At 65.7% G+C, this 24,899-nt stretch carries 28 protein-coding genes; 14 read left to right on the top strand and 14 right to left on the bottom strand.

Annotated elements, in window-relative coordinates; genetic code table 11:
• Positions 1–81 precede the first annotated feature (81 nt).
• Positions 82–480 carry a hypothetical protein gene (locus tag ABDC78_RS26195; protein ID WP_178357228.1) on the top strand — a complete coding sequence of 133 codons (399 nt, stop codon included), beginning with the start codon at positions 82–84 and terminating at the stop codon, positions 478–480.
• Between the two features lie 9 nt (positions 481–489).
• Here the strand turns inward: ABDC78_RS26195 and ABDC78_RS26190 are convergent, their stop codons facing one another.
• From ABDC78_RS26190 to ABDC78_RS26165, 6 genes are read right to left on the bottom strand one after another with little or no spacing between them, the layout of a single operon-like run.
• The gene (locus tag ABDC78_RS26190) at positions 490–1,701 is read right to left on the bottom strand and encodes a DUF1214 domain-containing protein (RefSeq protein ID WP_178357052.1); all 1,212 of its coding nucleotides are present in this window, start codon (positions 1,699–1,701) and stop codon (positions 490–492) included.
• 3 nt (positions 1,702–1,704) lie between these two features.
• Positions 1,705–2,481, bottom strand: a complete 777-nt coding sequence (locus ABDC78_RS26185; RefSeq protein WP_178357053.1) for a TIM barrel protein — start codon at positions 2,479–2,481, stop codon at positions 1,705–1,707.
• The gene (locus ABDC78_RS26180; RefSeq protein ID WP_178357229.1) at positions 2,474–3,652 is read right to left on the bottom strand and encodes a sulfotransferase; all 1,179 of its coding nucleotides are present in this window, start codon (positions 3,650–3,652) and stop codon (positions 2,474–2,476) included. Before ABDC78_RS26180 ends, ABDC78_RS26185 begins: the two co-directional genes overlap by 8 nt.
• The gene (locus ABDC78_RS26175) at positions 3,649–4,776 is read right to left on the bottom strand and encodes an LLM class flavin-dependent oxidoreductase (RefSeq protein WP_178357054.1); all 1,128 of its coding nucleotides are present in this window, start codon (positions 4,774–4,776) and stop codon (positions 3,649–3,651) included. The genes ABDC78_RS26180 and ABDC78_RS26175 overlap by 4 nt, the downstream gene beginning before the upstream one ends.
• A gap of 13 nt (positions 4,777–4,789) precedes the next feature.
• On the bottom strand, positions 4,790–5,965 hold the full coding sequence (locus ABDC78_RS26170) for an acyl-CoA dehydrogenase family protein (RefSeq protein WP_178357055.1): 1,176 nt from the start codon (positions 5,963–5,965) through the stop codon (positions 4,790–4,792).
• Entirely contained in the window at positions 5,949–6,947 is a 999-nt protein-coding gene (locus ABDC78_RS26165; protein ID WP_178357056.1) for an acyl-CoA dehydrogenase family protein, read from the bottom strand. Before ABDC78_RS26165 ends, ABDC78_RS26170 begins: the two co-directional genes overlap by 17 nt.
• 248 nt (positions 6,948–7,195) lie before the next feature.
• Between ABDC78_RS26165 and ABDC78_RS26160 the strand changes: the two genes are divergently transcribed.
• From ABDC78_RS26160 to ABDC78_RS26145, 4 genes are read left to right on the top strand one after another with little or no spacing between them, the layout of a single operon-like run.
• Complete coding sequence (locus ABDC78_RS26160) at positions 7,196–8,329, top strand: amidohydrolase family protein (RefSeq protein WP_178357057.1); 1,134 nt, start codon at positions 7,196–7,198, stop codon at positions 8,327–8,329.
• An 18-nt stretch (positions 8,330–8,347) separates the two neighbouring features.
• Positions 8,348–9,493, top strand: coding sequence for an amidohydrolase family protein (locus ABDC78_RS26155; RefSeq protein WP_178357058.1), 1,146 nt, complete (start codon positions 8,348–8,350; stop codon positions 9,491–9,493).
• Positions 9,494–9,496: 3 nt separating this feature from the next.
• Positions 9,497–9,886 (top strand): Rieske 2Fe-2S domain-containing protein, encoded by a 390-nt coding sequence (locus ABDC78_RS26150; RefSeq protein WP_178357059.1) that lies wholly within the window; start codon positions 9,497–9,499, stop codon positions 9,884–9,886.
• A 26-nt stretch (positions 9,887–9,912) separates the two neighbouring features.
• Positions 9,913–10,791 carry an alpha/beta hydrolase gene (locus ABDC78_RS26145; RefSeq protein ID WP_178357060.1) on the top strand — a complete coding sequence of 293 codons (879 nt, stop codon included), beginning with the start codon at positions 9,913–9,915 and terminating at the stop codon, positions 10,789–10,791.
• 81 nt (positions 10,792–10,872) lie between these two features.
• Here the strand turns inward: ABDC78_RS26145 and ABDC78_RS26140 are convergent, their stop codons facing one another.
• Positions 10,873–11,355 carry a hypothetical protein gene (locus ABDC78_RS26140; RefSeq protein WP_178357061.1) on the bottom strand — a complete coding sequence of 161 codons (483 nt, stop codon included), beginning with the start codon at positions 11,353–11,355 and terminating at the stop codon, positions 10,873–10,875.
• Between the two features lie 36 nt (positions 11,356–11,391).
• On the opposite strand from ABDC78_RS26140, the gene ABDC78_RS26135 reads away from it, so the two are divergent.
• The 9 genes from ABDC78_RS26135 (at position 11,392) to ABDC78_RS26095 (ending at position 19,893) form a co-directional block, all read left to right on the top strand.
• Positions 11,392–12,687, top strand: coding sequence for an NADH-ubiquinone oxidoreductase-F iron-sulfur binding region domain-containing protein (locus ABDC78_RS26135; protein WP_178357062.1), 1,296 nt, complete (start codon positions 11,392–11,394; stop codon positions 12,685–12,687).
• 8 nt (positions 12,688–12,695) lie between these two features.
• Positions 12,696–12,995 (top strand): ferredoxin, encoded by a 300-nt coding sequence (locus ABDC78_RS26130; protein ID WP_178357230.1) that lies wholly within the window; start codon positions 12,696–12,698, stop codon positions 12,993–12,995.
• Positions 12,992–14,638 carry an OB-fold domain-containing protein gene (locus ABDC78_RS26125; RefSeq protein ID WP_178357063.1) on the top strand — a complete coding sequence of 549 codons (1,647 nt, stop codon included), beginning with the start codon at positions 12,992–12,994 and terminating at the stop codon, positions 14,636–14,638. Before ABDC78_RS26130 ends, ABDC78_RS26125 begins: the two co-directional genes overlap by 4 nt.
• A gap of 14 nt (positions 14,639–14,652) precedes the next feature.
• Positions 14,653–15,531 (top strand): alpha/beta hydrolase, encoded by an 879-nt coding sequence (locus ABDC78_RS26120; protein ID WP_178357231.1) that lies wholly within the window; start codon positions 14,653–14,655, stop codon positions 15,529–15,531.
• The gene (locus ABDC78_RS26115; RefSeq protein WP_178357064.1) at positions 15,532–16,350 is read left to right on the top strand and encodes an NAD(P)-dependent oxidoreductase; all 819 of its coding nucleotides are present in this window, start codon (positions 15,532–15,534) and stop codon (positions 16,348–16,350) included.
• Positions 16,347–17,135: an NAD(P)-dependent oxidoreductase gene (locus ABDC78_RS26110; protein ID WP_178357065.1), complete on the top strand. Its 789-nt coding sequence runs from the start codon at positions 16,347–16,349 to the stop codon at positions 17,133–17,135. The genes ABDC78_RS26115 and ABDC78_RS26110 overlap by 4 nt, the downstream gene beginning before the upstream one ends.
• Before the next feature lie 124 nt (positions 17,136–17,259).
• A complete protein-coding gene (locus ABDC78_RS26105) occupies positions 17,260–18,462 on the top strand; it encodes a cytochrome P450 (RefSeq protein WP_178357066.1) in 1,203 nt (400 codons plus the stop codon).
• Between the two features lie 28 nt (positions 18,463–18,490).
• Complete coding sequence (locus ABDC78_RS26100; protein WP_178357067.1) at positions 18,491–18,691, top strand: ferredoxin; 201 nt, start codon at positions 18,491–18,493, stop codon at positions 18,689–18,691.
• A complete protein-coding gene (locus tag ABDC78_RS26095) occupies positions 18,688–19,893 on the top strand; it encodes a cytochrome P450 (RefSeq protein WP_178357068.1) in 1,206 nt (401 codons plus the stop codon). Before ABDC78_RS26100 ends, ABDC78_RS26095 begins: the two co-directional genes overlap by 4 nt.
• 94 nt (positions 19,894–19,987) lie before the next feature.
• Here ABDC78_RS26095 and ABDC78_RS26090 read toward each other — a convergent pair whose 3' ends face one another.
• From ABDC78_RS26090 to ABDC78_RS26060, 7 genes are all read right to left on the bottom strand, one after another.
• Positions 19,988–20,272: a DUF1330 domain-containing protein gene (locus ABDC78_RS26090; protein WP_178357069.1), complete on the bottom strand. Its 285-nt coding sequence runs from the start codon at positions 20,270–20,272 to the stop codon at positions 19,988–19,990.
• Between the two features lie 20 nt (positions 20,273–20,292).
• A complete protein-coding gene (locus ABDC78_RS26085) occupies positions 20,293–20,484 on the bottom strand; it encodes a ferredoxin (protein ID WP_178357070.1) in 192 nt (63 codons plus the stop codon).
• Positions 20,481–21,764, bottom strand: coding sequence for a cytochrome P450 (locus tag ABDC78_RS26080; RefSeq protein WP_178357071.1), 1,284 nt, complete (start codon positions 21,762–21,764; stop codon positions 20,481–20,483). Before ABDC78_RS26080 ends, ABDC78_RS26085 begins: the two co-directional genes overlap by 4 nt.
• Before the next feature lie 99 nt (positions 21,765–21,863).
• Positions 21,864–22,403, bottom strand: coding sequence for a carboxymuconolactone decarboxylase family protein (locus tag ABDC78_RS26075; protein WP_256735838.1), 540 nt, complete (start codon positions 22,401–22,403; stop codon positions 21,864–21,866).
• 2 nt (positions 22,404–22,405) lie between these two features.
• Positions 22,406–23,251 carry a TauD/TfdA family dioxygenase gene (locus ABDC78_RS26070; RefSeq protein ID WP_178357073.1) on the bottom strand — a complete coding sequence of 282 codons (846 nt, stop codon included), beginning with the start codon at positions 23,249–23,251 and terminating at the stop codon, positions 22,406–22,408.
• Positions 23,252–23,289: 38 nt separating this feature from the next.
• Positions 23,290–23,625 carry a hypothetical protein gene (locus ABDC78_RS26065; protein ID WP_178357232.1) on the bottom strand — a complete coding sequence of 112 codons (336 nt, stop codon included), beginning with the start codon at positions 23,623–23,625 and terminating at the stop codon, positions 23,290–23,292.
• Positions 23,626–23,627: 2 nt separating this feature from the next.
• On the bottom strand, positions 23,628–24,899 hold the full coding sequence (locus ABDC78_RS26060; protein ID WP_178357074.1) for an aromatic ring-hydroxylating dioxygenase subunit alpha: 1,272 nt from the start codon (positions 24,897–24,899) through the stop codon (positions 23,628–23,630).

The following is a 24,899-nucleotide window of genomic DNA, read 5'->3' as shown; positions in this document are numbered from 1 at the left end:
ACGAAGTGGTTTGATGGCAGCGGGAAGGGCGAGGAGGGCTTGTTGAAGATCAGAATCATTGCGACCTTGGTGGCTGCGCTGATGTCGGCGGCCACCTTTCTTGCGCCCCCCGCTCCAGCCGCGATGCAGTTGGGCAACTACGACCTGTTGACCAACAGGTACGACCGGGCCTCGTGGTTCTGGTTCATCTCGGCGTGCATCCCGGACAAGAGCCCGGATTGCATCAATGTCGCAGCAAGACCACGGCTGAAGTTCTACGCCTACTACGAGAGTCGGAGCTATCTCGTCGACGGCCGCTACTCGTTCACCGTCGACGTACCCGACGGGCTGCGCTGCTGGGGGCACAACATGCCGACGCGCGAAACGTATTCGTGGGACGCGGTCACCCTGGTCGGGACCATCGACTCGAAGTTCGACGTGGGCTGCAACAACGGCCCGCCCGGAACGCAGTTCTGGACCTTCAAACTCCAGCGCCTGTGACACCTGGGCTCACAACGCCGCGTACCTCTGCCGAATCCCGTTGAAGCGCTCCCACATCTGCAGCGCGCGCTCCTGCGTGGTGACGATCGCGGTGTCCGCCGGAAGTACCTCGGCCAACTGCGAGACCTTGACCACCCGGGTGTTCAGGGCTGCGGGTGAACCTTCGAGCATGTGCCGGTAGGTCACGTTGCCCCGCTCGAACCCCTGGGTGTCCATCCAGTTGTGACAGCCCGGGTCAGCGGCCGCGAGAACGACCCGCACCCGGCCGTCGCTGTCGACCTTCGCCCGGCTGGGGGTGTAGCTGACCGGGCGGTACAGATAGTCCATGCTGTTGAAGAACACGCCCATGTTCGTCAGCATCCACAGGCCGGCGTGCGAGTCGAACTCGATGACCAGCGCTTCATCGGCAGCAAGCACCCAGTGCATGTTCGCCGCTGCCCTTCCGCGTCTGATATCGGATGAATCGGAACTGACCGCCGGGAAGCGGTTGGGGTGCTCGTGGTCGACTCCGCCGTAGGTGAACGGGAATTCGGGCCAGTCCTGCATCAGGCCGGTGAGGAACTCCCCCGCCCACCGGGTGGCGTCGACGATCTCTTCGGTGGTCGGCAGAGGTCTGGGTGAAGCCATGTCGACCCGCTCGATCCGCAGCCGGGCCGGCTCCTCCTGCCAGGAGTCAAAACCCTGGCGAATGAACACCTTGCGGGATCCCGGTGTCGTGGGCAGCCAGTTCGGACCGCGCTGCGGACCCCCGACATAGATCTCCAGTGTCCCGTCCTGTGAGATCTCGATCTGGTCGCCGGCCAGGTTCGCCTCCGGCACGTCGCCGAACGGTTCGTGCAGTACACCGACCCCCTCACCTCGGGGGCCCTGCACGGTGATGTTGAGGAACCGTGCCGTTCCCCGTTCTCCGGTGATGCGGTAGGTCGTCCCGCCGTCGATCCAGGCCTGTTGATATGTGAAGTCGGCGCAGTCGCCGCCGAGTTTGCGGGTCGGCCCGCAGAAGGCGTGCAGGCTGGGGTAGCCCGTATCGCGTGTCTCCAGTGCGAGATCAAAAGCCTGCCCGAGGTTCTGGGTGAGGAATCGCAGACCGTCGACCCGATGTACGCCCGAGCCCGGGTTGTGGTCTTTGAAGACCTGCCGACCTGCCGACTTCAGTCGGTCGCAGAACGTCTCCCACGCCTGGTCGAGCGACGCGTCGTCGGGACCGTCACCGAATGCCACCCGTCACCCTCCCGACGTCCCGACGCGCTGCAACATCACCGAGACCGCTTCGCAGGCGCGACGCGCGGCCTCGAACCGGCCCTCCTGCTCGATCCGGGGCCCGATCAGCTCGAGGTCGAACCCATGCCGGTAGCCGCCGGCAAGTGCGTGCGCCACGAAGCGCTCGATGGGAATCGTGCCGTCCCCGGGCACCGCCCGAGCCGGCAGGGACCGATCCCCGAGGACGTAATCACTGAGCTGAATCATCTGGGTGCGGGGCAGGGCCCGGTCGAGCAGGGCCGGTAACTGAGCCTCTGTCCAGCAGTGGAAGAGGTCGATGCAGATGTCGAGGTCGCCACGTTCAGCCAGCTCGATCGTGTCCCGCAGCGTGTGAGCGATGTGGATGTCGGCGTACAGACCCGAGGCGTTCTCGATGGCGAGTGCCACACCGGCCTGCCGCGCCTGGTCGAGGCAGGGGTGCACCGCTGCGCAGAATCGATCCGCCGCATCCTCCCACGTCAGCTCGCCGCGACCGCCGGTCAGCATGTAGATCGCCCGCGCGCCGACAGCGGCGGCGGCGTCGATGACCGCGCGCAGTCCCTCTGCCGACACGAAGAGGTGGTACACCGTCTCCACCGAATAGCCCTGAGCGGATATCACTTTCAGAAGATCCGGCGACAGCAACTCCGAGTCGATCAGGCTGAGCCGAGACACCCCGAGCGCCGCCCAGTGGGCACCCAGTTCGGCCGGCGTCGCTCCGAGGAAAGACACATCGTGCACCGACAGCCGTTGGTCAACCACGCTGCTCGATCTCCACTCCGAAGCGTTCGCGGAACGGCCGGAACTCTTCGTGCAGCGTGTCGAGGTCCTCGCCGATATCGGTCAGCACCGTGGTCGAATAGCGGAACTTGCCATGCCGGTCGCCCCGGTTGTTCGCCAGGTAATCCCGCATCGCTGTCGCGGCCTCGTCGGAAAGGGTCCGGCCGGCGAATTCGTAGTAGGACCGCGCCACGCCCACAGGGTCGGCGACAAAATCGGTGTAGCGGACGTGCATGATCCGCGAATCGTGCACTAGCGGATTGGTCATGGTGTTGGCGATGCCGGCACGCGTCAGTTCCAGATGCATCTTCGCCGCGGCGTGCAGGTCGACGGGCCCCACGATGCCTTCCAGGATGTCGGCCATCATCATCGTCCGTGACGCCGCGACCTGTACCGGGTCGCGATGCAGCCACAGCAGGCCGGCGTCGGGGTAGACGTCGAAGAGCTCCGCCAGCCGGAAGCCGTGGAACCCCTTGAGCACCCAGTGCTTTGCCAGCGCCTCGTCCCTGCCGTACTGGAACTGTTGAAGCATCACCTTGTGGAGGCGGTACTGCGCCGCCGCATCGGTGGGCAGGCCGCCGACCACCGTCTGCATCGGCACCCGCCACCATGCCGTCGGCGTCATCACGCGGAAATCGAACGCCCAGGTGCGCTCGTCCTCGGGCAGACCGTCGCCGAGCATGTCGTTGTACGGGTGGCTGTGCAGCCACTTCGGCATCTTGGTGTTGATCTCCCGCCAGTCCGCGTCGGCCCGCGCGCGACGGGGGTCCTCAGGACCCGCGATGCCCGGTGGCGGCGACGGATACATCACCTCCCAGAAGCGCAGCGCGCGGGCCTGCGGGTCGACCGACATGAGCGCGTGCATCAGCGTTGTGCCCGAGCGTGGTTCACCGGTGACGAACATCGGCCGCTCGATCACTTCGTCGGCAACGGGGTGGCGGTTGCGGTCTTCGAAGAGCTCCAGGCGCGTGGTCAGCAGCCAGTGGCACACGTCGGCAGCGCGCCGAAGGCCGTCCGGACCCATTCCCTGGTCGTTGAGGAGGTCGACGGCGACACCGAAGCGCTCCGGCAGTGTGTCGTCGCCGTAGTCGCCCAGGCCGGTTTCGTTCTCGGCGCGCGTGAGCATGTCCGCCGCGTTCAGCCCCACGGTCAGCGCACCCCTTCGCAAAGGCGCATCAGCTCGTCCTCGGCGTCACGCACGTTCTCGGCCGACGCCGCTGCATAGTCGAGACCGGCCATTCCCCCATAGTCGAGGATCTTCGGAACCCGCAGGCCCGCATCGACAAAGCCCTTGATGGTGTGCGCCACCTGCCCGGGTGTGCCGTGCGGTACCACCGCGAGGATCATCTCGGGCTCGACGCGGTCGAAGAAGTCCAGGACCCGCTCCCGGGTGAGGGTGGCCGGATCGATGTCCTGGAAGCCCTGCCAGTGCTCACCCATCGGATGCTCGAAACCGAAGCTGCGCAGCACTTCTGCCGACACCTGCAGCAGAAAGGTCTTCACCAGCGGCGCCTCGAGGATCTCGGCGATCGCGGCGTCGTCACGACCCATCAGGCACACCTGGATGAAGCACGGCGTGATGCTCTCGGGGTCACGACCTGCCCGGTCGGCGGAAGCCTTTACCAGGGAGAGCTTTTGGGCGTATTCCTCGGGAGTCCAGGCACCCGCTGGCCACCAGCCGTCCGCGTGACGACCGGCGATGTCGAGCGAGCGCGGACCGCTGGCGCCGATCCAGATCGGCGGGGGTTTCCCCCCGAACGGCTCGGTGTCGAGGCGCGCATGGTGCAACCGGAAGAACCGGCCCTCGAAGTCGACCGGTCCGTCGCTGTCCCACAGCAACCGGATGACCTGCAGCGCCTCCTCGAATCGGCTCACCGGGCGGTCGAATGCGAAGCCGTAGGGCACGATGTTCTCGCTCTCCCCACTACCGAGGCCCAGGATGAACCGCCCCTCGGCGAGATGGTCGATGGTCAGAGCGCTCTGCGCCAGAAGCGCCGGATGACGCCGGACGGTGTCCACCACGCTGGTTGCCAGAGGTACGTTCCTGGTCAGGACCGCCGCTGCCGCCGCCACCGCCATTCCGTCGAGGTGGCGATGAGGCGACGGCGATACCGTTGCCAGATCGGTGAATTCGGGTGTCCAGATCGAGTCGGGCCAGAAGCTGACCATGTGGTCGGGCAGCCAGATGGAGTGGTAGCGACCGTCGTCGAGCCGTGCGAGTTGACCGAGGTCCAGCGGGAGCGTCGTCCGGAAGAAAGCAGCCGGCTGGACCTTCATGCGCGAATCCCGCCTAACGCCGGGGAAGTCCGAGTACCTGCTGGGCGATGATGTTGCGCTGGATCTCCGATGTCCCGCCGGCGATGGTTCCGCCGAAGCTACGGGCGTATCGCTCGAACCAGCTGGCGAAATAGTGGTCGAGGTTCATGTGCTCGTACGGACCTGAGGTCGCCGGATGGATCAGACCCTCGGGGCCGGCGGCTTCCAGCGCCTGATGCATCGCGCGCTGCTCGGCCTCGGCGCCGAACAGCTTCGGTATCGACACCGATGCGACGTCGACCTCGCCGCGCGCGGCCTTGGCCAGGCCGACCGACCCCAGCAGTCGCAGCGCCTGATAGTCCATCACCGTGCTCGCCCATTCATCACGTTCGAGCGCACTCGACGGTCGAGAGTCGGCTATCGCGTTGGCGATCCGGTCGGCGAACCCCAGCCACATCATGGTGCGCTCGTGTCCGAGCGAACCGTTGGCCACTCCCCAACCGCCGTTGAGCGGGCCGACGAGATTCTCGGCAGGCACCCGGACGTCGGTGAAGAACACCTCGTTGAAGTCCAGGTTGTCGATCCCGGTCATGTCCGCGAACGGCCGGCACACGACGCCCTCGAGATCGGTCGGGATCAGCAGCACGCTGATGCCCTTGTGCTTGGGTGCGTCGGGATCGGTGCGGACGAAGGTCAGCAGGAAGTCGGCGTCGTGTGCGCCTGATGTCCATACCTTCTGGCCGTTGACGACAAAAACGTCCCCATCACGGACCGCCTTGGTACGAAGGGATGCCAGATCAGATCCGGCGCTGGGCTCACTCATCCCCAGCGACGCGGTCCGGTCCCCCTTCAGCACCGGCACAGCCCACTGATGCTTCTGCTCCTCGGTGCCGAACGTGAGCAGCGAGGCCGCGATGATGTTGACGCCCTGCGGGTTGAAGCTGTGGTAGATCCGGCGTCGGCACAACTCGTCGAGGTGGACGTAGGTCTGCAGCACCGACGCGTTGCGTCCACCGAACTCGGGCGGTTGGGCAGGCAGCAGCCAACCGTTGTCGAAGAGCTTGCGCTGCCAGTCGCGGGCCCACTGCGGCATGTGCGACACGGACCGCGGGCGCTCCAACGTCTCGGCCGCAGTGGGCAGGTGCTCGTCGAGGAACGCGGAGAACTCGGCCCGGAACTCCTCGACGTCGTTGTCAAAGGTCAGCTGCATTGAATTTCTCCGCGATCAGGGCACGATGCTCGGCGGCGCCGCCCAGCATGAGTTCACCGGCTTTGGCCCGCTTGAGCGCGAACTGCACGTCGTTCTCCCACGTGAAGCCCATCGCGCCGAACATCTGCAGACCATGGCGGAACACCAGCGCCTGACACTCCCCCGCCGAAGCCTTGGCCATCGCGGCTGCGAGGCGCCGGCGCGGATCGTCCGCGGCGATCGTGAGGGCGGCGAAATAGGTCAGCGCGCGGGCACGCTCGATCGCGACGTACATGTCGGTGGCCTTGTGCTGGATCGCCTGGAACGTTCCGATCGCGACCCCGAACTGTTGACGGCTCTTGGCGTGGTCAAGCGCCAGGTCGAGGATGCGCTGGCAGGCCCCGACCATCGTGATCGCCATACCCATCAGCGCGACATGGCGGGCTCGCTCGGTATCTGCTGGGAGCCGTTCGGTTTCGGCGACATGGACACCCACGAACGACACCTCCGCAACGTGGAGCACCGGGTCGAAGACGTCGATGCGACGGGTGGTGGTGTGCTGGGCGTCGACGAGAAAGACACCGGCGGGCGTCACGACGGCCAGGCGTTCCGCACGATCTCCGTCGAGCACGAACCGATCGGTTCCGGTCAGCACCCAGCCTTCGGCGTCGCGGACGGCGGTCACCCCGCTGTAGACCGCAGCCCCCGCGCTGAGCGGGTCGAAGCGATCACCCACCAGCGGCGCGAACTGGGTCAGGGTTGCCAGCAGAGGTGTCGGGTCGGTCGCCCTGCCCAATTCCTCGAGAACGATCGCCAACTCGACGGCGTTCTCCTGGTCGACCAGTTCGGTCCAGCCCGCCTCGACGTAACTGCTCCATAGCGGCGCGGGATCGACGCCGTTCTCCGCGATGTCGCGGATCAGCGAGGCCGGGCACTGCTTGGACACCGCGTCGCGCACGGTCTCCTGCCACAGCCGCTGATCAGCATCGAATTCGAGTAGCACCCGTTCGCCTCCTCTGGCCGGCCGTCAGGCGAGAATATCATTCTCCTGATCGGTGTCGACGTTCTCGCCAGATGCGTCATCATTTTCGCCAGCGAGAAGCTGAGCGACCGACCAGCAATGACTTCTACCAGCGCAGATGGTAAGCGATGTGCTGGAGAACTGAGTTCTTGCTTATGAAGAACAAGGATCTACACTGCTAGTAGCGGCGACCGTGCCACTGGTCGTGCGGAGAACAGGATGGAGTTCGCGTGAAGGCATTCAGTGACGGGGCGGGAGGCGTCGACGCCGACCCGGTGGAGGTTCCCGTCATCGACACCAGCGTGCACATCTTCACCCAGTCCAACAAGGACCTGCGCAAGACGTTCATGCAAGAGCCGTTCCGAAGCCGCGGCTTCCCGGATTACGAGATGGACTGGTACGGCGCCCCGGGCGGCGAGTACGCCGAGGGCACCGAAGGACCCGACGGTGAATATCCGGGCTCGGACCCTGCGCTGGCTGCCAAGCACCTGTTCACCGAGCGCGGTGTCGACATCGCCATCCTCCATCCGATGACGCGCGGCATCATGCCGGATCGGCATCTGGGTACCGCGATCGCCGCTGCGCACAACGAGATGATGGTGACCCGCTGGCTGGACCACGCCGAGTTCGGCGACAGATTCCGCGGCACCATACGGGTCAATCCGGATGACATCGTCGGTGCACTGCGCGAGATCAACAAGTACAAGGACCACCCCCGAGTGGTTCAACTGGGCATCCCGCTGCAGTCCCGCGAGCTCTACGGCAAGCCACAGTACTGGCCGCTGTGGGAAGCCGCGGTCGACGCGAACCTCCCGGTCGCCGTGCACTTCGAGGTCGGGTCCGGTGTCATGTTGCCACCCACTCCGAACGGGTTGACCCGCACGTACGAGCAGTTCGTCGGTTTCACGGCGCTGAACTTCCTCTATCACCTGATGAACATGATCGCCGAGGGGGTTTTCGAGAGAAATCCCGCGCTGAAGCTGGTGTGGGCCGACGGCGCCGCGGACATGCTGACACCGTTCATGTGGCGGATGGACTGTTTCGGCAGACCACACCTGGAGCAGACACCGTGGGCACCGAAGATGCCCAGCGACTACCTGCCCGGCCACGTCTTCTTCGTGCAGGGCAGCCTGGACGGCCCTGGTGATGTCGACTTCGCCGGGGAATGGGCCGGGTTCACCGGCAAGGACGACATGGTGATGTACGGGTCGAGCTACCCGCATTGGCAACTCAACGAGCTGTCGGTACCCAGTGCCTACAGCGCCGAACAACGCGACAAATTGTGCTGGCGCAACGCCGCAGAGCTCTACGGCATCGAAGTTGCCGCATCTCCATCCGTGGCATCCGCGGCTGCGGCACAGTAGAGGGACGAGGAGGCCGTCATGACCACTACCGCCAATCCACGGGTACCCGCCGCCGAACGGATCGCTGTTCGGTGTGTGGACTCCGATGTGCACCCGGCGCCGCGCAGCGGCGATCTCGGTCAGTACATCCCCGAGCCGTGGCGAAGCAAGTACTTCGGCACCCACAAGGTCGGCGACCAGATCTACTACGACGCCCCCGACTATGCGCACTCGTATGCGATGCGCCTGGACACTTTCCCCCCGGACGGCGAGTTCGCCTGCAGTGACCCCGATCTGGCGTTCAAGCAGCTCATCATGGAGGCCGGCGCCGACATCTGCATCCTGGAACCTGCCGCGTACCCAGCCCGGATCCCCGAAGCCCAGCACGCCATGTCCGTCGCACTGAATCATTGGCAGGCCAATCACTGGCTGGACAGCCACAACAACTGGCACGAACGCTGGCGCGGCTCCATCTGCGTGGCGATCGAAGCGCCCGAGGACAGCGTCGCCGAGATCGAGAACTGGGCCGGTCACCCCTACATGTCGCAGATCCTGATCAAAGCCGAGCCGCGCCCGTCATGGGGCAACCCCAAGTACGACCCGATCTGGGCGGCAGCCACCAAGCACGACATCCCCGTCAGCTGCCACCTGTCGCGAAGTCACTACGACGAACTGCCGATGCCGCCGGTCGGGCTGCCCAGCTACAACCACGATTTCATGGTCACGTACTCGCTGCTGGCGGCGAACCAGGTGATGAGCCTGATCTTCGACGGGACGTTCGACCGCCATCCGACGCTCAAGATCGTGTTCGTGGAGCACGCGTTCACGTGGATCCTGCCGCTGATGTGGCGCATGGACGCGCTCTACGAGGCGCGCAAGCCCTGGGTCGACATCAAGCGCAAGCCCAGTGAGTACGTCAAGGACCACATCAAGTTCACCACGCAGCCGCTGGACTATCCCGAGGACAAGACCGAGTTGACGCGGGCCTTCGAGTGGATGGAGTGCGAGAAGATCCTGCTTTTCTCCAGCGACTACCCGCACTGGACTTTCGACGACCCCCGTTGGCTGGTCAAGCACCTGCCCGAGCATGCCCGCGAAGCCATCATGTTCCGCAACGGGATGGCCACCTATACGAATGTGCCGGACACCGTGCCCGCGCTCGAGGGTCAGGTCCGGGTCTTCTAACCGATGGAGAAGGACAAGACGCCCCGCTTGGCGCAGGGGCGCGAACACGTTGTCGCCACTGTCGACGAGATTCCCTCGGGTACACACAAACTCGTACCGATCGGCCGTCATGGCGTCGGCGTCTACAACGTCAACGGCACGTTCTATGCGATCGCCAACTACTGTCCGCACGAGGGTGGCCCCCTGTGCTCGGGTCGGGCCCGTGGCCGCAACATCGTCGACGACAGCGTGCCCGGTGACGCGGTGATGGTGCGCGATCTGGAGTTCATCTTCTGCCCCTGGCATCAATGGGGTTTCGAGCTCGCAACCGGAACCACCGCGGTGAAGCCTGAGTGGAGTATCCGCACCTATCCCGTCCGGGTCGTCGGCAACGACGTGCTCGTCCAGGCCTAGAAGCGGCCGGAGCCGAAAGGGAACAGTTGCCCAACAAGAAGATCGAGATCAACGGCGGTAACGTCGTCTACGAAATCCTCGGCAAAGAGGGTGAATTCATCGTCCTCACACCCGGTGGCAGGTTCAGCAAGGACATTCCCGGGCTGAAACCGCTGGCGCGCAAACTCGTCGATGGCGGATATCGGGTCTTGTTGTGGGACCGGCCCAACTGCGGTAAGTCCGACGTGCAGTTCTACGGTCAGAGCGAATCCCACATGCGCGCAGAGACACTGCAGCAGTTGATCACCAAGCTGGACATCGGTCCGTGCATCATCGCGGGTGGATCCGGCGGGGCCCGCGATTCGATGCTGACCACGATGCTCTACCCCGAGCTGGTCAAGAAATTGGTGGTGTGGAACATCGTCGGCGGGGTGTACGGCTCCTTCGTGCTCGGGTCGTACTACATCGTGCCGAACATCCTTGCCGTCCGCGGCGCCGGCATGAAGGCCGTCGCCCAGATCGCGGAGTGGCAGGAACGCATCGCCGAGAATCCGGACAACGAGGCTCGCATTCTTGCCCAGGATCCCGATCAGTTCCTGAAGTTGATGATGCGCTGGCTCAACGCCTTTGTCCCCAAGCCCGGCCAGACCATCCCAGGTGTCGAGGACGAGATGTTCGACAACATCGAGGTGCCCACGTTGATCATCAGAGGCGGCGAGAACGACCTCGACCACCCCAAGCGCACATCGCTGGAGGTGAGCTGCCTGATCAAGGGTTCCAAGGTCATCGACCCGCCGTGGCCCGAGGATGCCTGGGAGCGCGCCGGGGAGGCGCGGGCGTCCGGAAAAGTCAAGCGCTTCAACATGTTCGACACCTGGGTGCAGGCCGCACCCGCGATCCTCGATTTCTTGAAGAAGTCGAAATGACGCTCCCGCCGAATCGCTTGGCGGGGGCCGGGGGTATGGAGCGCGGTGCTGCTCCTTCTCCGAAGACCACATTCGCGAGGTTCAGACGATGACGATCTGCACTTCGCAGTTGAGTGACGCTTCCAAAGCGGTGTGCACCCGACTTTCGGGCACCCGCTGCACGTCCGACCTCAGCAGCGTCACCTTGACGATGTCCCAACCGTTGTCGGTTGTGACGCGCTCGATGTCGCCGCGTACCCCGAGGCCCGCCATCACACCGTGGGCATCGTCATCGGTTCCCCTGCTGACATATGTGAGTACACCCGCTGACGGCTCGGAGCCGAAATCACCGAATGCCCGCAGACACAGGCCGACCGCGGTGCGTTTCAGCTCGTCGGGGTCGTCACCGGCGATGAGCACTTCCACCTGCCGACGACTGGCCGGCATCACCGCGAGATCGGCCTCGACGACCTGTATGCCGAGTTCGGCAGCCAGTTCGGAAAGGGTTGCCATGCCGTCGCGTAGTTCGGCCGCGCTCAGCTGCGCCGAGGGGTCGACGTCGACTCGCACCACCGCGGTTCTCATGCCCGCCACCCTATCCGCCGGCAGGAAGGCCCGGTCATGACCGCAACAGACAATCGGTTCGCCACCCGGGTGGCGACTGCCGTCTGGCCGGGGCTCCAGCCTCGACTGTTGCGACTGTCCGAAACCGCTGAAGACTACGCCGCGTACGCGCAGTCCGGCGGCTATCAGGATCTCGGCGATCCTGACGCTCTGCTCGAAGAGATCGATCGGTGTGGATTGCTCGGCCGCGGCGGTGCCGCGTTCCCCCTTGCGGTGAAGCTGCGCACGGTCCGTGACGCCGGTCGTGCCGGGAGTTCCACGGTCGTGCTCGCCAACGGTGAGGAGGGTGAGCCCGCCTCCGTCAAGGACAGGTGGCTCATGCGCTACCGCCCGCACATCGTGCTCGACGGCGTCCGGTTGGCCGTACGCATCGTCGGTGCCGAGCGCGCCCACGTGTATGTCTCGGACCCACTGGCCGCTCATGAGCTGAACACCGCCCTGGACGCCGCACCGTCGATTGCGGCGCAGGTCACCGTGGTCAGCGTCGACCCCGGATATGTGGCCGGCGAGGAGACCGCAGCGGTGCGCGCCGTCAACGGTGGCCCCGCCAAGCCCACCGACAAACCCCCCCGGCCGTTCGAGAAGGGCGTCGGCGGATTGCCCACGCTGGTCAGCAATGTCGAGACGCTGGCCAACCTCCCATTCATCTTGCGCCATGGAAGTGACGCCTACCGAGCAGAGGGTACGTCCGCCTCCCCCGGTACGTTCCTGGCCACCGTCACCGGCGGCGGCCGACCTCCGACGTTGTACGAGTTACCCCTCGGCACACCGTTCGCCGAACTACTGGAACACCAACAGGTTTCCGCCGACCAAGTGAAGGGCGTGCTGATGGGCGGGTATTTCGCGGGCCTGCTCAACCGTGAGGTGATGGACGCCACGCTCGACCACGAAACCATGCGCCGGCTCAACAGCGGACTGGGGTGCGGCGCCGTTGCGGTGATCACCGATGACTGCCCGGTTGCGGTCGCGGCATCGGTGATGGCCTACTTCGACCGCGAGAACGCCGGGCAGTGCGGTTCGTGTTTCAACGGCACCGCGGCGATGTCCGCGGTGACCGATGCACTGCGACAGGGCAGTGCTACCGAGGAGGACATGACCCGGCTGGAGCGTTGGTCTGTGGTCCTGCGTGGACGAGGCGCCTGCGCCACTTTGGATGCCGCCACCAACGTCGCCGCCAGCCTGCTGCGGGCCTTCCCCGCCGACGTCGCAAGGCATCTGGCCGGCGACTGTGATGCGTGCCGCGCCCACGTGTACCACGCGCTACGGCCCTACGAGGTGGAGGCGTTTTCGTGAGCGAGCCGATGAAGATCCGACTGGACCGAACGCTGTGCGACGGGTTCGGCATCTGCGCCAAGCACGCCCCCGGGTACTTCTCGCTCGATGACTGGGGCTATGCGTCGTTGATCGGTGATGGAACCGTCTCCAGTGACGATCGAGCCGCGGTGCTCCGGGCGCTGCTGGATTGTCCGGTGCACGCGATCACCGAGCTCGGCGAGCACGGGCCACTGGGCGGTCGGCCGCCGTCGGCCGACTCAGATGAGGCCATCGAGCCTCAGTTGAACAGCGAGGACAGCGAAGCGATCTCGGAGTTCGTCCGTTGACAAGACCACTGCCACAACTCACCGTGCAGAACGAGTTCTTCTGGACCTCCGGGGCCGACGGACGGCTCAGGATCCAGGAGTGTCTGAGCTGCCAGTCCCTGATCCATCCTCCCGCTCCGGTGTGCCGGTACTGCCGGGAAACGACGATGGGCGTGCGGGTGGTCTCGGGCAGGGCGACGCTGGCGGGGCTGACCGTCAACCATCGCTTCGGTTTTCCGGATCTGCCGCCGCCCTACGTGGTGGCCGAGGTCGCACTCCTCGAGGATCCCCGAGTTCGGTTGACCACCAACATCATCGGCGCCGATCCCGACAGCCTCACAATCGGCCAGCCCGTCGAGGTGGAGTTCCAGCAGGTCGACGATGTCTGGCTGCCGCTGTTCACGCCCGCGGCCGACCAAGCCGCGCCCACGGCGCTGCCCACCGACGAGATTCCGCCGGAGCAGTTCGCCAAACACGTCCGGCCGATGCTCACCACGAAGAAGTTCGAAGACCACTCGGCGATCACCGGCATCGGCATGTCCACGATCGGCCGCAGGCAGATGGTGGCCCCGCTGTCGCTGACGATCGCCGCGTGCGAACAGGCGGTCGCCGACGCGGGACTCACCTTTGACGACATCGACGGGTTGTCCACCTATCCGGGACTCGACATGGCCGGCATGGGAGAGGGCGGCGTCAGTGCGCTCGAAGGCGCTCTCGGCCTGCGTCCCACCTGGATCAACGGCGGGATGGACACGTTCGGCCCCGGCGGTTCGGTGATCGCGGCCATGATGGCGGTGTCCACCGGGATGGCCCGCCATGTGCTGTGCTTCCGCACGCTGTGGGAGGCGACGTTCGGGCAGCTGGTCAAGGAGGGCAAGATGTCCCCTCCGATGGGTGCGCGCACCTCCAGTTGGCAGCATCCGTTCGGCGCGATCTCGGCAGCACACGTGTTGGCGCAGAACGCGAGCCGCCACTTCGACCGCTACGGGACCACTCGCGAGACTCTCGGCTGGATCGCGTTGAACCAGCGTGCGAACGCCGCCCTGAACCCGACCGCCATCTATCGCGATCCCATGACGATGGACGACTATCTGTCGGCACGGATGATCACCACGCCGTTCGGCCTGTACGACTGCGACGTCCCGTGTGACGGTGCGGTCGCGGTGATCGTGTCTGCCGTCGACGCGGCCGAGGACCTGGCCAAACCGCCAGTGCGGTTCGAGGCCGTCGGCACCCAGATCATCGAGCGTCTCGACTGGGATCAGACCACGCTCACCCACGAGCCCCAGGTGCTCGGCCAGTCCGCGCACTTGTGGTCCCGGACATCGTTGCGGCCCAAGGATGTCGACGTCGCCGAGCTGTATGACGGGTTCACGTTCAACTGTCTGTCCTGGCTGGAGGGACTGGGCTTCTGCGGTATCGGCGAGGCGAAGGACTTCCTCGACGGCGGCAAGGCCATCGCCCGTGACGGCGTCATTCCGCTGAACACCCACGGCGGTCAGCTGTCTCACGGCCGCACCCACGGCATGGGGCTGATCCACGAGGCGGTCACCCAGCTGCGCGGCGATGCGGGTGAGCGCCAGGTCCCCGGTGCCCGGGTCGCGGTGGCCAGCAGCGGTGGGCTGACCCCCAGCGGCGTGATGCTCTTGCGGACCGACGGGTGACGGCCGCCGACGTGATGCCGGCACCGCGCCCCCGCGTCGTGCTGGTCGACGGGGTACCGATGTCGGCGCTCGTCTCACAGGCACCCGAACCCCGCGCGGTCATCGTCGCCGTACACGGCGGTGCCACGTCTGCCGCGTACTTCGACTGCCCCGGCCAGCCCAGGCTGTCGCTGTTGCGTGCCGCTGCGGCAACGGGATTCACGACGATCGCCCTGGACAGGCCGGGGTATGGAGCCTCGGCGGTGTACGCGAACGATTTCGGCGACGCCTCCCGGCGTGTCGACGCCGCCTTCGCGGCGGTGGACAAGGTCCTCGCCGACGGTGACCGCGGCGCAGGGTTGTTCCTCGTCGGGCATTCCGCCGGTTGCGAGCTCGCCCTGCGGATGGCGACAACAGGGTCCGAGGTGCTCGGCGTCGAGGTGGCCGGAACCGGGCTGCGGTACAGCGAGACCGCCAAGAACATCATCAGCGCAGCCACGCTCACCTCGCGCCCCGCCGGGCTGCGGGACCTGTTGTGGCAACCGACGGAGCTCTACCCGCGCGAGGTCCTCACCGGAGCGCTCGCGGCCCCCGGGGTCGCCTACGAGGCGGAGGTGACGGCGAACTGGGCACGACGGGACTTCCCTGAAATCGCCGCGCGCGTGCAGGTCCCGGTTCAGTTCAGCGTCGCCGACCACGAAAGTGTCTGGGAGTCCACGCCCGACGCGCGCGCCGCGATCGCAGCGCTGTTCACCTCATCCCCGCGCGTACTCGTCAACGAGATGGCAGACAGCGGACACAATCTCAGCGTCGGTCTGACCGCCGACACCTACCACCACAGGGTGACGTCGTTCATCGAGGAATGCATCGCGGACGCTCGCGGCCGCGATCGGGAATCAAGCGGAGGCACGTAGATGAGGGTCGGATTCATCGGGCTGGGCAGTCAGGGCGGACCCATGGCGCGCAGGATCGTCGAGGGCGGTTTCGACTTGACGCTCTGGGCGCGCAGGGCCGCATCGGTCGAGCCGTATGCCGACACAGCGGCCAGGGTGGCGGCCACGCCGGCCGAGCTCGCCGCTGCCTGCGACCTGGTGTGCCTGTGTGTCGTCGGCGACGACGACGTCCGCGAGGTGCTCACCGGCGACGCAGGGGTGCTCGCCGGACTCGAGCCCGGCGGTATCGTCGCGATCCACAGCACGATCCATCCCGACACCTGCCGCGAGCTCGCGGAAATTGCTGCGGCACAGGGGGTCACGCTGATCGACGCGCCGGTCAGCGGCGGCGCTCCGGCCGTCGAACAGGGCACGCTGATGGTCATGGTCGGCGGCCAGGACGACGTCGTCGAGAAGGTGCGTCCGGTCTTCGCCACCTATTCCGATGCCATCGTCCACCTCGGCGGGTTGGGCAGTGGTCAGGTCGCCAAGATCCTGAACAACCTGCTGTTCAGCGCGAACCTCGGCGCGGCGATGAGCACCCTGGAGTTGGGCGACGCGCTCGGCATCCCGCGGGACCGACTGTGCGAGGTCCTCCATCGGGGTTCGGCGACCAGCAAGGCGGTCGGCAGCATCACGATGTTCGGTGGAACCCTCGAAGGGCTGGCCCCCATCGCGGGGGCGCTGCTGCAGAAGGACGTGCGGCACGCGGCGAGCCTCGCGGCGGACGCGTCGGCACCCGAGGGCAGCGTGTTCGAGGTGGCGGACACGGCGCTGACGCTCATGGACCATTCGAGATGAAGACCGGCTTTGTCGGCGTCGGTCGGATGGGCTCGCCGATGGTGCGTCGACTCGTCGACTCCGGCCACGAGGTGCGGGCGCTCGGCCGGTCCGACCAAAAGCGCTCGGCTGTCGAGGCACTCGGTGCACACGCCGTCGCCGACACCGCGGCGGTGACCGAATCCGCAGACGCCGTCATCGTCTGTGTCTTCACCGACGATCAGGTCAGGCAGCTCTGCCTGGACGGTGACCTGGTGGCTCGAATGAGCCCGGGCGCCGCGCTCATCCTGCACACCACCGGCAGCCCGCGGACCGCGCAGACCATCGCCGAACGGTTCGACCACGTCGACGTCGTCGACGCACCCGTCAGCGGCGGCCCCCACGACATCGCCGCGGGCTCGGTGACGCTGTTCGTCGGCGGTGCCGATGACGCCGTCGCCCGGGTCCGCCCGGCACTGCAGGCCTACGGCGACCCGATCCTGCATGTCGGCCCCACGGGGGCAGGGCAGTTGGTGAAGTTGATCAACAACACGATGTTCGCCGCGCAGATCGGACTCGTCGCCGAAGGCATGCGGTTGGGCGCCCGGCTCGGCATCGACGAAGGTCGCTTGCTGAACGCCCTGACCCACGGGAGCGCGCAGAGCCGTGTCCTGTCCATGGTCGCCTCGGCCGGGTCGGCCGACGCCTTCATCTCACGTGTCGGCGAGTTCATCGGCAAGGACATCGCCGTCGTGCGTGACATTGTCGCTGAACTGGGCGTCGACCTGGGTGGACTCGAAACACTGATCAGTGGGGTGACGGCGTGACCTGGACCGGGACACTCGGCGATTCAGCTGACTTTCGAGGTGATCTATCGCATACTGTACGCATTACAATCTGCCAGGTTTCCGTAATGCATTCGGCCCTGCGCGCAGCGCCGAGGAGGACCCAGTGACCAAGCCAAAACTCGTGTTCAGCCCAGTTGCGGCGGACTACTTCGAGAATCCGTACGAGATATACCAGCGGATGCGCGACGAAGCCCCGATCTACTACGACGAAGACGAGGACTTCTACGCACTGACCCGGCACGCGGACGTGGCGGCGGCGTTCAAGGACCATGAGTCCTTCTCGTCCGCCCGAGGGTGCCATCTGCCTCAGATCCGCTCCGGCGTGCCGCCGCAGAAGTCGATCATCTTCATGGACCCGCCGGACCATCGCCACATGCGGAGCCTGCTCAACAAGGCGTTCACGCCCCGCGCCATCCAGTCCCAGCGCGACACGGTCGTCGAGCTCGTCGAGCACTACCTGAGCAAGGTCGATCCGAACAACTTCGACATCGTCCAGGACTTCTCCGCCCCCTTCCCCGTCGAGGTGATCACCCGGATGGCGGGCGTGCCGGAGGAATTTCGCCAGCAGGTCCGGCACTGGATCGACAAAGGCCTGGAGTGCGAGCCCGGACAGATGGAGCTCAGCGACAAGGCCATGGAGGCCAACATGCAGTCGGGCATCTACTACTACGGGCTGGTGCAGGAACGCCGGAAGAACCCGCAAGACGACATGATCAGTCGGCTGATCGCCGCGGAGATCCCCGGACCCGACGGCACCAATCGCATGCTCGATGACATCGAGATCACCGGCTTCGCTGCGCTGTTGGGCGGCGCGGGCGCAGAAACGGTGACCAAGCTGATGGGCAGCGCAGTGGTGGAGTTCGCGCGCAATCCCGAGCAGTGGCAGAAGCTGCTCGACGACCGCAGCAAGATCCCGGCAGCGATCGAGGAACTGCTGCGCTACGTCGGCCCGGTGCAATACAACGTCCGATACAGCGTGAAGGATGTGGAGCTACCCAACGGCACGGTTCCGGCACACAAGCCGGTCTTCCTGATGGGCGCCTCCGCCAACCGGGATCCCCGGGCCTTCGACGACGCAGAGACATTCGACATCGATCGCGACCGCAGCCAGGCGCAGAACCTCGGGCTGGGCTACGGCATCCACAGCTGCCTCGGGGCAGCGTTGGCCCGCATGGAAAGCGCGATCGCTCTCGAGTACCTACTGGACTTCATGCCACGCTTCGAGGTCGACTTCGACGGACTGGAGCGGACCAACATGCAGAACGTCGCCGGCTATCACCATGTCCCGGTGAAGGTATTGAAGTGAACCAGCAAGAAGCGAAGCAGGATCGCTGATGACTCAGAAGATCGAAGTCGACTTCGGGCTGTGCGAGAGCAACGGGGTCTGCATGGGCATCATCCCCGAGGTGTTCGATCTCGACGACGACGACTACCTGCATGTGCTGCAGGATGAGGTGACGCCCGAAAACGAGGCGCAGGTCAAGGAAGCTGTGCGGCAGTGCCCGCGCCAGGCGATCTACCTCAAAGACGAATGACCGCAACCGAACTGGTCTTCGACCCGTTTTCCGAGGAGTTCTTCAACGGTCCGTGGGAGATCTACCGGCGGATGCGTGAGGAAGCGCCGGTGTACTACAACGCCGAGCACGACTTCTATGCGTTGTCGCGCCACGAGGACGTCGCCGCAGCGTACAAGGACTTCGCGACGTACTCGTCGGCGTACGGCTTGGATCTCGCGACCATCCGGTCCCAGGAACCGATGGCCGCGAAGATGATCATCCTGATGGATCCGCCCGAACACCGGCAGATGCGCAGCCTGGTCAACAAGGTGTTCACCCCACGGGCCATTCAGGCGATGCGGTCGATGGTCACCGAGACGATCGACCGCTACCTCGACGGGGCCGACACGAGCCGCTTCGACGTCGTGCAGGATTTCTCCGCGTTCTTTCCGGTCGAGGTCATCACCCAGATGCTCGGAGTGCCCGAGGAATACCGCCAGAAGGTGCGCGAATGGGTGGATACCTCGCTACACCGCGAGCCGGGCCAGATCGACATGTCCGAGGAAGGCATGCAGGCGATCGCGGAGTCGATGGGCCTGTACTACAGCCTGATCCAGGAGCGCCGGGCCGAACCCCGCGATGACATGTTCAGCCGCCTCGTCGCCGCCGAGATCGAGCGCGAGGACGGCGAGATGGAGTCCCTCGATGACTTCGAGATCGCTGGGTTCGCAACACTTCTCGGCGGGGCGGGCGCCGAGACGGTCACCAAGCTCGTTGGCAACGCCGCGGTGACGTTCGCCCGGTTCCCCGACCAGTGGCAGAAGCTGCTCGACGATCGCAGCAAGATCCCGGCCGCGGTGGAGGAGCTCCTGCGTTTCGAGCCGCCCGTGCATTACAACGTCCGGCGTTCGATGCGCGAGGTGCAGTTGCACGGAGTCACGATCCCGGAGGGCAAGCCCGTCTTCCTGCTCGGCGGTTCGGCGCATCGAGATCCGGAGGCGTTCAGCGACGCCGACGCGTTCGACATCGACCGCGACCGCACCGAGGCGCAGAACCTCGGATTCGGTTACGGCGTGCACAGCTGCCTGGGAGCAGCGCTGGCACGCATGGAGACCGCGATCGCACTCGAGCGGTTGCTCGATACCATGCCGCGCTACGAGGTGCTGTGGGACGACTGCCGGCGGGTGGCGATGCAGAACGTCGCGGGCTGGTCGCACGTGCCGGTGCGAATCCTCGGCTAGGGCTTCCCCGCGGAATAGCATTCCTGGCTGTGAATTCGCCTGCAACCACAACCAGGAACGCTATTCCGCGGACGAGGAGCAGGACCCCCGCCACTCAGAAGCCGGAGACGATGACCCCGTTGCAGTCAGCGGCCGCCTGACGCAGCTTGGCAGCTGCCTGGTACTCGTCGGAGTAGTACCACTGCTTGGCATCCTCGACGGATTCGAACTCCAGAAGCACGGTCTGGGTGCCGTGCCACTGCCCCTCGAGCGTCTCGGCTGGGGGACCGAATGCCAGCACTTTGGCGTTGCCCATCGTCTGGCTGGCCAGCTTGCCGTACTCGGCCATCCCGGCGGCGTCCTTGATGTCCTCGGTGATGATCACATAACCTTTGGCCACTTACCGTATCTCCTTGTATGTCAACTGATTTCGCGGATAGCGTGCTCGGGACAGTTGTCGATGGCCTCGCGGGCGGCAGCCTCGAGCCCCGGGGGCACATCGCCGGGGTCCGCGACCGCCCAACCGTCGTCACTCATTTCGAAAACCTCGGGGCACAGCGTCAGGCACATTCCGTGGCCGGCGCAGCGGTCTTCGTCGACCGTGACCTTCATCTGACGTCGAACTCCAGGTGCAGCTCGGTCAGCCCGCGCAGGATGTAGGTCGGGATGTACTGGTAACGCCTGTCGCCCACCGGGCCGTGCTTGCTCTCCGAGATCCGGATGTCGGTCGTCCGGTCGAGCAGTCGCTCCAGGCCGACGCGGGTCTCCGCGCGGGCCAGCGGCGCACCCGGGCAGCTGTGGATTCCCCGGCCGAACGCCAGGTGCTGACGCGCGTTCTTGCGCTCGGCGTCGAAGCTGTCCGGATCCTCGAAGCGGCGCGGGTCGCGGTTCGCGGCGCCGTTGATCACCATCACCGTCGAGCCGGCACCCAGCGCCTGGTCGCCGACGGTCGTCGGGCACCGCGACAACCGGAAGTCGCCCTTCACCGGGCTCTCGATGCGCAGGCACTCCTCGATGAAGTTGCCCAGCAGGCTGCGGTCCTCGCGCAGTCTGGCCTGGATGTCCGGGCGGTCCCCCAACACCTTCAGCGCGGTGCTGAGCAGCCGCACCGTCGTCTCCTGTCCGGCGGAGAAGACATTGGTGGCCACGCGCACGACATCGCCGACCTCGGGCATGGTGCCATCGGGGAACGTCGCAGTCGCCAGTCCGGTCAGCACGTCGTCGCGAGGTTCGGCGCGACGCTCCTCGACATAGGTGGCGAACACCTCGTAGAGGTGCTCCAGCGGCGTCTTGTTCATCGTCTTCTCGGCATTGCCCACCGCGCTGCCGTGCGTGCCGCGGGCGAGCCGCTCGAGGAGGTCGGCGCGGTCCTCTTCGGGCACGCCGAGAAGATCGGCGATGATCCGCAGCGTGAAGGGGCCGGCGAAGCCCTTGATGAACTCGCCTTCACCCGGCGCCAGGAAGTCGTCGAGGATGTCGTCGGCGAGGCCCCACATCGCGTCCTCGTTCTCCTTGAGGCGCTTGGGCGTGATCAGCCGCATCAGCAGGGCGCGATGATTGGTGTGCGTCGGCGGATCCAGCGTCGGCAGCTGGTCGCTGAACGGGATCTCATCGCGGTGCTCGACGATCAGGTCGGTCAGGTCGTCGTTCTCCCTGCCCTCCAGAGATACGGGAAAGCCGGGGAACGGCCCGGTCACCGAGATGCACGACGAGAAGGTCTCCGAGTCGTTGTAGATGTCGACGGCCTCCTGCCAGCCGGTGACCATCGTGACGCCGTAATGGTCCTCCCGGCTGACCGGGCACTTGTTCCGCAGTGCCTCGTAGAACGTGTACGGGTCGTCCGTCAGCCGACTGTCTCTGAAAAAGTCGACTGTGGTGAGGTCTTCCGCCATGCCTGCTCCGCTCCGACGATCTCTCGTCACGAGAACGTGATTCTCATTCCTGGGTATCAGGTTTTCACACTGGCTGCGTGCCGTCAACGAAGACCGGCCTCAGTGCCCTTCCGGCTGGACGCCCAGGACGTTCACCGTGACGGCCAGCAGTTGATAGCAACCGACCGTGAACAGCAGATCCAGGATCTGTTGCTCGTCGAAATGCTGCTGCAGCTGCGACCATGTGGCGTCGGTGAGCGTGCTGGAATCGTCGATTTCGTCGACGAGGTGCACGACGAGCCCGTCGACCGGATCGGTGACCTCACCGCCGCGGACGGCCTCGATCTCCTCAGGTGTGAGGCCGGCCCGCTCGGCGATGGGCACGTGGTGGTCCCAGAGATACTGCGACCGGCGTAGGTGCACCGCACGCAGCACCGCCACCTCGCGCACCCGGGAGGACACCGTCGAGCGCAGCAGCAGATGGGCATTGAACTCGAGGTACGCGCGCGTGAGCCCCGGATTGCGGACCAGAGTGCTCACCACGTTGCCGGCGTCGCGGGGGTTGGCCCGCGCGACGGGCAGCAACGGGCGCACCGCGTCACGGACGTCGTCGTCCCAGTCGTCGGCGGGCAGTGGCTCCAGGCGGGGGGTGAACGTCATCGTCATTGGATCGGTTCGTCGCCGAGCACAGTGGTACGCAACATCTCCCGCGGCGAATCGGGATCATAAGGCGCCGCCCGGTGCAGGACACCGTTGTTGTCCCAGATCACGGTGTCCCCGACCGACCACCGGTGGCTGTACACCAGATGCGGTCGGGTGGCGCGATCGAGCAGCTCGGCCAGCAGCGCCTGTCCCTCGTCGCGATCCATCCCGACGACGTAGTGCGCCGAGGCCCCGAGGACCAGCGACTTGCGGCCGCTGCGGTGCGTCCACACCAGCGGATGTTCGTGTGTCGGCCGAGACCGCCAGCGCGCGAGTTCCTCCGGCGACGGATTCGGGTTGACCCGACTCTGCGACGCCTCCAGCGAATGCACGACGCGAAGCCCTTGGAACCTGTGCTTCTCCTCCTCGCTGAACGCCTCAAAGGCGGCATAGGAATTGGCGAACTCGGTCTCGCCGCCCCGTTCGGCCACCTGAACGGCGGACAGCACGGTGGCCTTCTGCGGGCACTCGTCGCCGGTGGGCGTGCAACCGTCGATATGCCAGTCGAACGTGGCCCGCAGATAGGCCGCGGACGCGTTCTTCGACTTGTCGAGGGTGATCGGGTAAATACCCGCGACCGGGTGGTGCCCGTCCGAGGAGTGGTCCACCTCGCCGAGTCGTGTGCAGAACGCCACCTGCGCCTCGGGATCGAGGCCCAGGTCGGGGAAGACCAGGACCCCGTTGCGTTCGAGCGCGTCGAGAACGGCGTCGGCGAGCGAGTCGTCGCTCACGAGGCGGTCCGGGTCGACGCCGACCACTTCGGCGCCGACCGATTCGGTCAGTTTGTTGATCGTCAGCAGGCTCATCGCCCGTCCTTTCCCGATTGTGTTGGTCGAAGGGGAGATCACGGGACCGGCGCACTGACGCGGTCGATGACGGCATCGGCGGAGTCGGCGGGCTTCTGCGTACCGAAGACCTCGACGGCCATCGACACCATGATCATCGAGTAGATCAGGTGCAACAGGTTCAGCACGTCGTCGGGAAGATCGTCGAGGCCGAACTTGTCGCAGTAGTCGATCGCCTCCTCGAAGCGAGGCGAGAACGTGTCGTAGAACTGGTGGATCTCCGGCATCGGTGTGTTGAGCCGGGTCTCCCACCGCTCGGGTTCTGTTGCCAGGCACCACTTGTCGGCGAACGGTTCCAGTTCGGCGAACGTGGTGGGCAGTCGCTTGCCTGACACGGTCACACCCCCACCGGGCGATGCTCGGTCTTGTACTCCTGGACCCAGTCGACGGCCACCTTGTGCAGGTGGCGGACGAGGATCTCCTGGTCGTTGAGCGGGAAGTCGTCGACTATCGGCTCGTCCAGGCCGTACTCCAGTGCGGCCTGGGTGCCGCCCAGCATGCCGGCGTCCTGCAGCGCGAACTCCTTGAGCACCACCGAGGCGACCTCGTGCTCGACGCGTTCCCGCACCGTGGTCGCGGGATGAAAGGCGTTGTACGCCTCGAACTTGTGCGTGTTGTGCGACGTCGGCCAGTACCGGTACAGCAGGTACCAACCGTGATAGATCAGGATCTCCAGATTCGGGAAGATCTGGAAGTTGGTGATCCCCCACGGCTCGATGTTGCCCGGGTTCAACCCCGCCGACTGGTGAGTTTCCGGGGTGCGCCACGGCCCGACGAGTCCACTCTGCGTTGCCCGTTCGACCGGGTACATGAATTCAGGGGCGAGCAACCAGCGCCGGGTGCCCGCGGTGGACACCAGGCGGTGCGGCCCGTCGATCTGGAAGTGCCCGCACTCGAAGGTCGCGTTGGGCTGGCGCACCTCGGTCGGCACCTGCTGCGAGTGCAGCGACGGCACGTGGTAGTACTCCTGGAACGCGTCGGCGAAGATCTTCCAGTTGCTGTTGTTGTGCGCGACGAAATCGTAACGCTCCGTCATCTTCTCGAACGGATAGTCGTCCAGCGCGGTGATCATCGGCCCGAGGAACTCGCGCAGGCTCTGGCGCGGCTCCCTGTCGAGGTTGATGAAGACGAAGCCGTTCCAGACGTCGCAGTGCACCGGGCTCAACCCGTACTGCCGCTCGTCGAGATCGAAGAACTCCCCTGCCTGCTGAACGAACTTCAGTTCGCCGTCGAGGCCGTAACGCCACCCGTGGTACTTGCAGGTGAACTGGCGACAGGTGCCTTTGACCTCTTCACTCGGAAAGTCGTTCCAGACCAGTTTGTTTCCGCGGTGGCGACAGATGTTGTGGAAGGCGCGGATCTGCTCGTCGCGGCCCTTGACGACGATGACCGACGTGTTCGCCACCTCGATCTCTTTCGTCAGGTAGCTCCCGACGCGCGGGAGCTCCTCGGCACGAGCGACGTTGAGCCACGCGCGTTTGAAGATCGCCTCGCGCTCGAGCTCGTAGAATTCCTCCGACGTCGAGTCGCGGAACGACACCGGCCCCGTCCCGAGCTCGGGATAGTGTTGCGTCCAGCTGCCCTCTTGCGGCTTAGGCCACCGAGCCAT

The sequence above is a fragment of the Mycobacterium sp. DL genome (assembly GCF_039729195.1).
GTDB classification, from domain to species: domain Bacteria; phylum Actinomycetota; class Actinomycetes; order Mycobacteriales; family Mycobacteriaceae; genus Mycobacterium; species Mycobacterium hippocampi_A.
This window is presented reverse-complemented; position numbering and strand designations above follow the sequence as displayed.

Coding starts and splice junctions, on each gene's coding strand:
- ABDC78_RS26195 (WP_178357228.1), top strand. CDS start 82: ATGTCGGCGGCCACCTTTCTTGCGCCCCCCGCTCCAGCCGCGATGCAG.
- ABDC78_RS26175 (WP_178357054.1), bottom strand. CDS start 4,776: ATGAAGGTCCAGCCGGCTGCTTTCTTCCGGACGACGCTCCCGCTGGAC.
- ABDC78_RS26170 (WP_178357055.1), bottom strand. CDS start 5,965: ATGCAGCTGACCTTTGACAACGACGTCGAGGAGTTCCGGGCCGAGTTC.
- ABDC78_RS26155 (WP_178357058.1), top strand. CDS start 8,348: ATGACCACTACCGCCAATCCACGGGTACCCGCCGCCGAACGGATCGCT.
- ABDC78_RS26150 (WP_178357059.1), top strand. CDS start 9,497: ATGGAGAAGGACAAGACGCCCCGCTTGGCGCAGGGGCGCGAACACGTT.
- ABDC78_RS26140 (WP_178357061.1), bottom strand. CDS start 11,355: ATGAGAACCGCGGTGGTGCGAGTCGACGTCGACCCCTCGGCGCAGCTG.
- ABDC78_RS26135 (WP_178357062.1), top strand. CDS start 11,392: ATGACCGCAACAGACAATCGGTTCGCCACCCGGGTGGCGACTGCCGTC.
- ABDC78_RS26130 (WP_178357230.1), top strand. CDS start 12,696: ATGAAGATCCGACTGGACCGAACGCTGTGCGACGGGTTCGGCATCTGC.
- ABDC78_RS26120 (WP_178357231.1), top strand. CDS start 14,653: ATGCCGGCACCGCGCCCCCGCGTCGTGCTGGTCGACGGGGTACCGATG.
- ABDC78_RS26115 (WP_178357064.1), top strand. CDS start 15,532: ATGAGGGTCGGATTCATCGGGCTGGGCAGTCAGGGCGGACCCATGGCG.
- ABDC78_RS26110 (WP_178357065.1), top strand. CDS start 16,347: ATGAAGACCGGCTTTGTCGGCGTCGGTCGGATGGGCTCGCCGATGGTG.
- ABDC78_RS26100 (WP_178357067.1), top strand. CDS start 18,491: ATGACTCAGAAGATCGAAGTCGACTTCGGGCTGTGCGAGAGCAACGGG.
- ABDC78_RS26095 (WP_178357068.1), top strand. CDS start 18,688: ATGACCGCAACCGAACTGGTCTTCGACCCGTTTTCCGAGGAGTTCTTC.
- ABDC78_RS26085 (WP_178357070.1), bottom strand. CDS start 20,484: ATGAAGGTCACGGTCGACGAAGACCGCTGCGCCGGCCACGGAATGTGC.
- ABDC78_RS26080 (WP_178357071.1), bottom strand. CDS start 21,764: ATGGCGGAAGACCTCACCACAGTCGACTTTTTCAGAGACAGTCGGCTG.
- ABDC78_RS26075 (WP_256735838.1), bottom strand. CDS start 22,403: ATGACGTTCACCCCCCGCCTGGAGCCACTGCCCGCCGACGACTGGGAC.
- ABDC78_RS26070 (WP_178357073.1), bottom strand. CDS start 23,251: ATGAGCCTGCTGACGATCAACAAACTGACCGAATCGGTCGGCGCCGAA.
- ABDC78_RS26060 (WP_178357074.1), bottom strand. CDS start 24,899: ATGGCTCGGTGGCCTAAGCCGCAAGAGGGCAGCTGGACGCAACACTAT.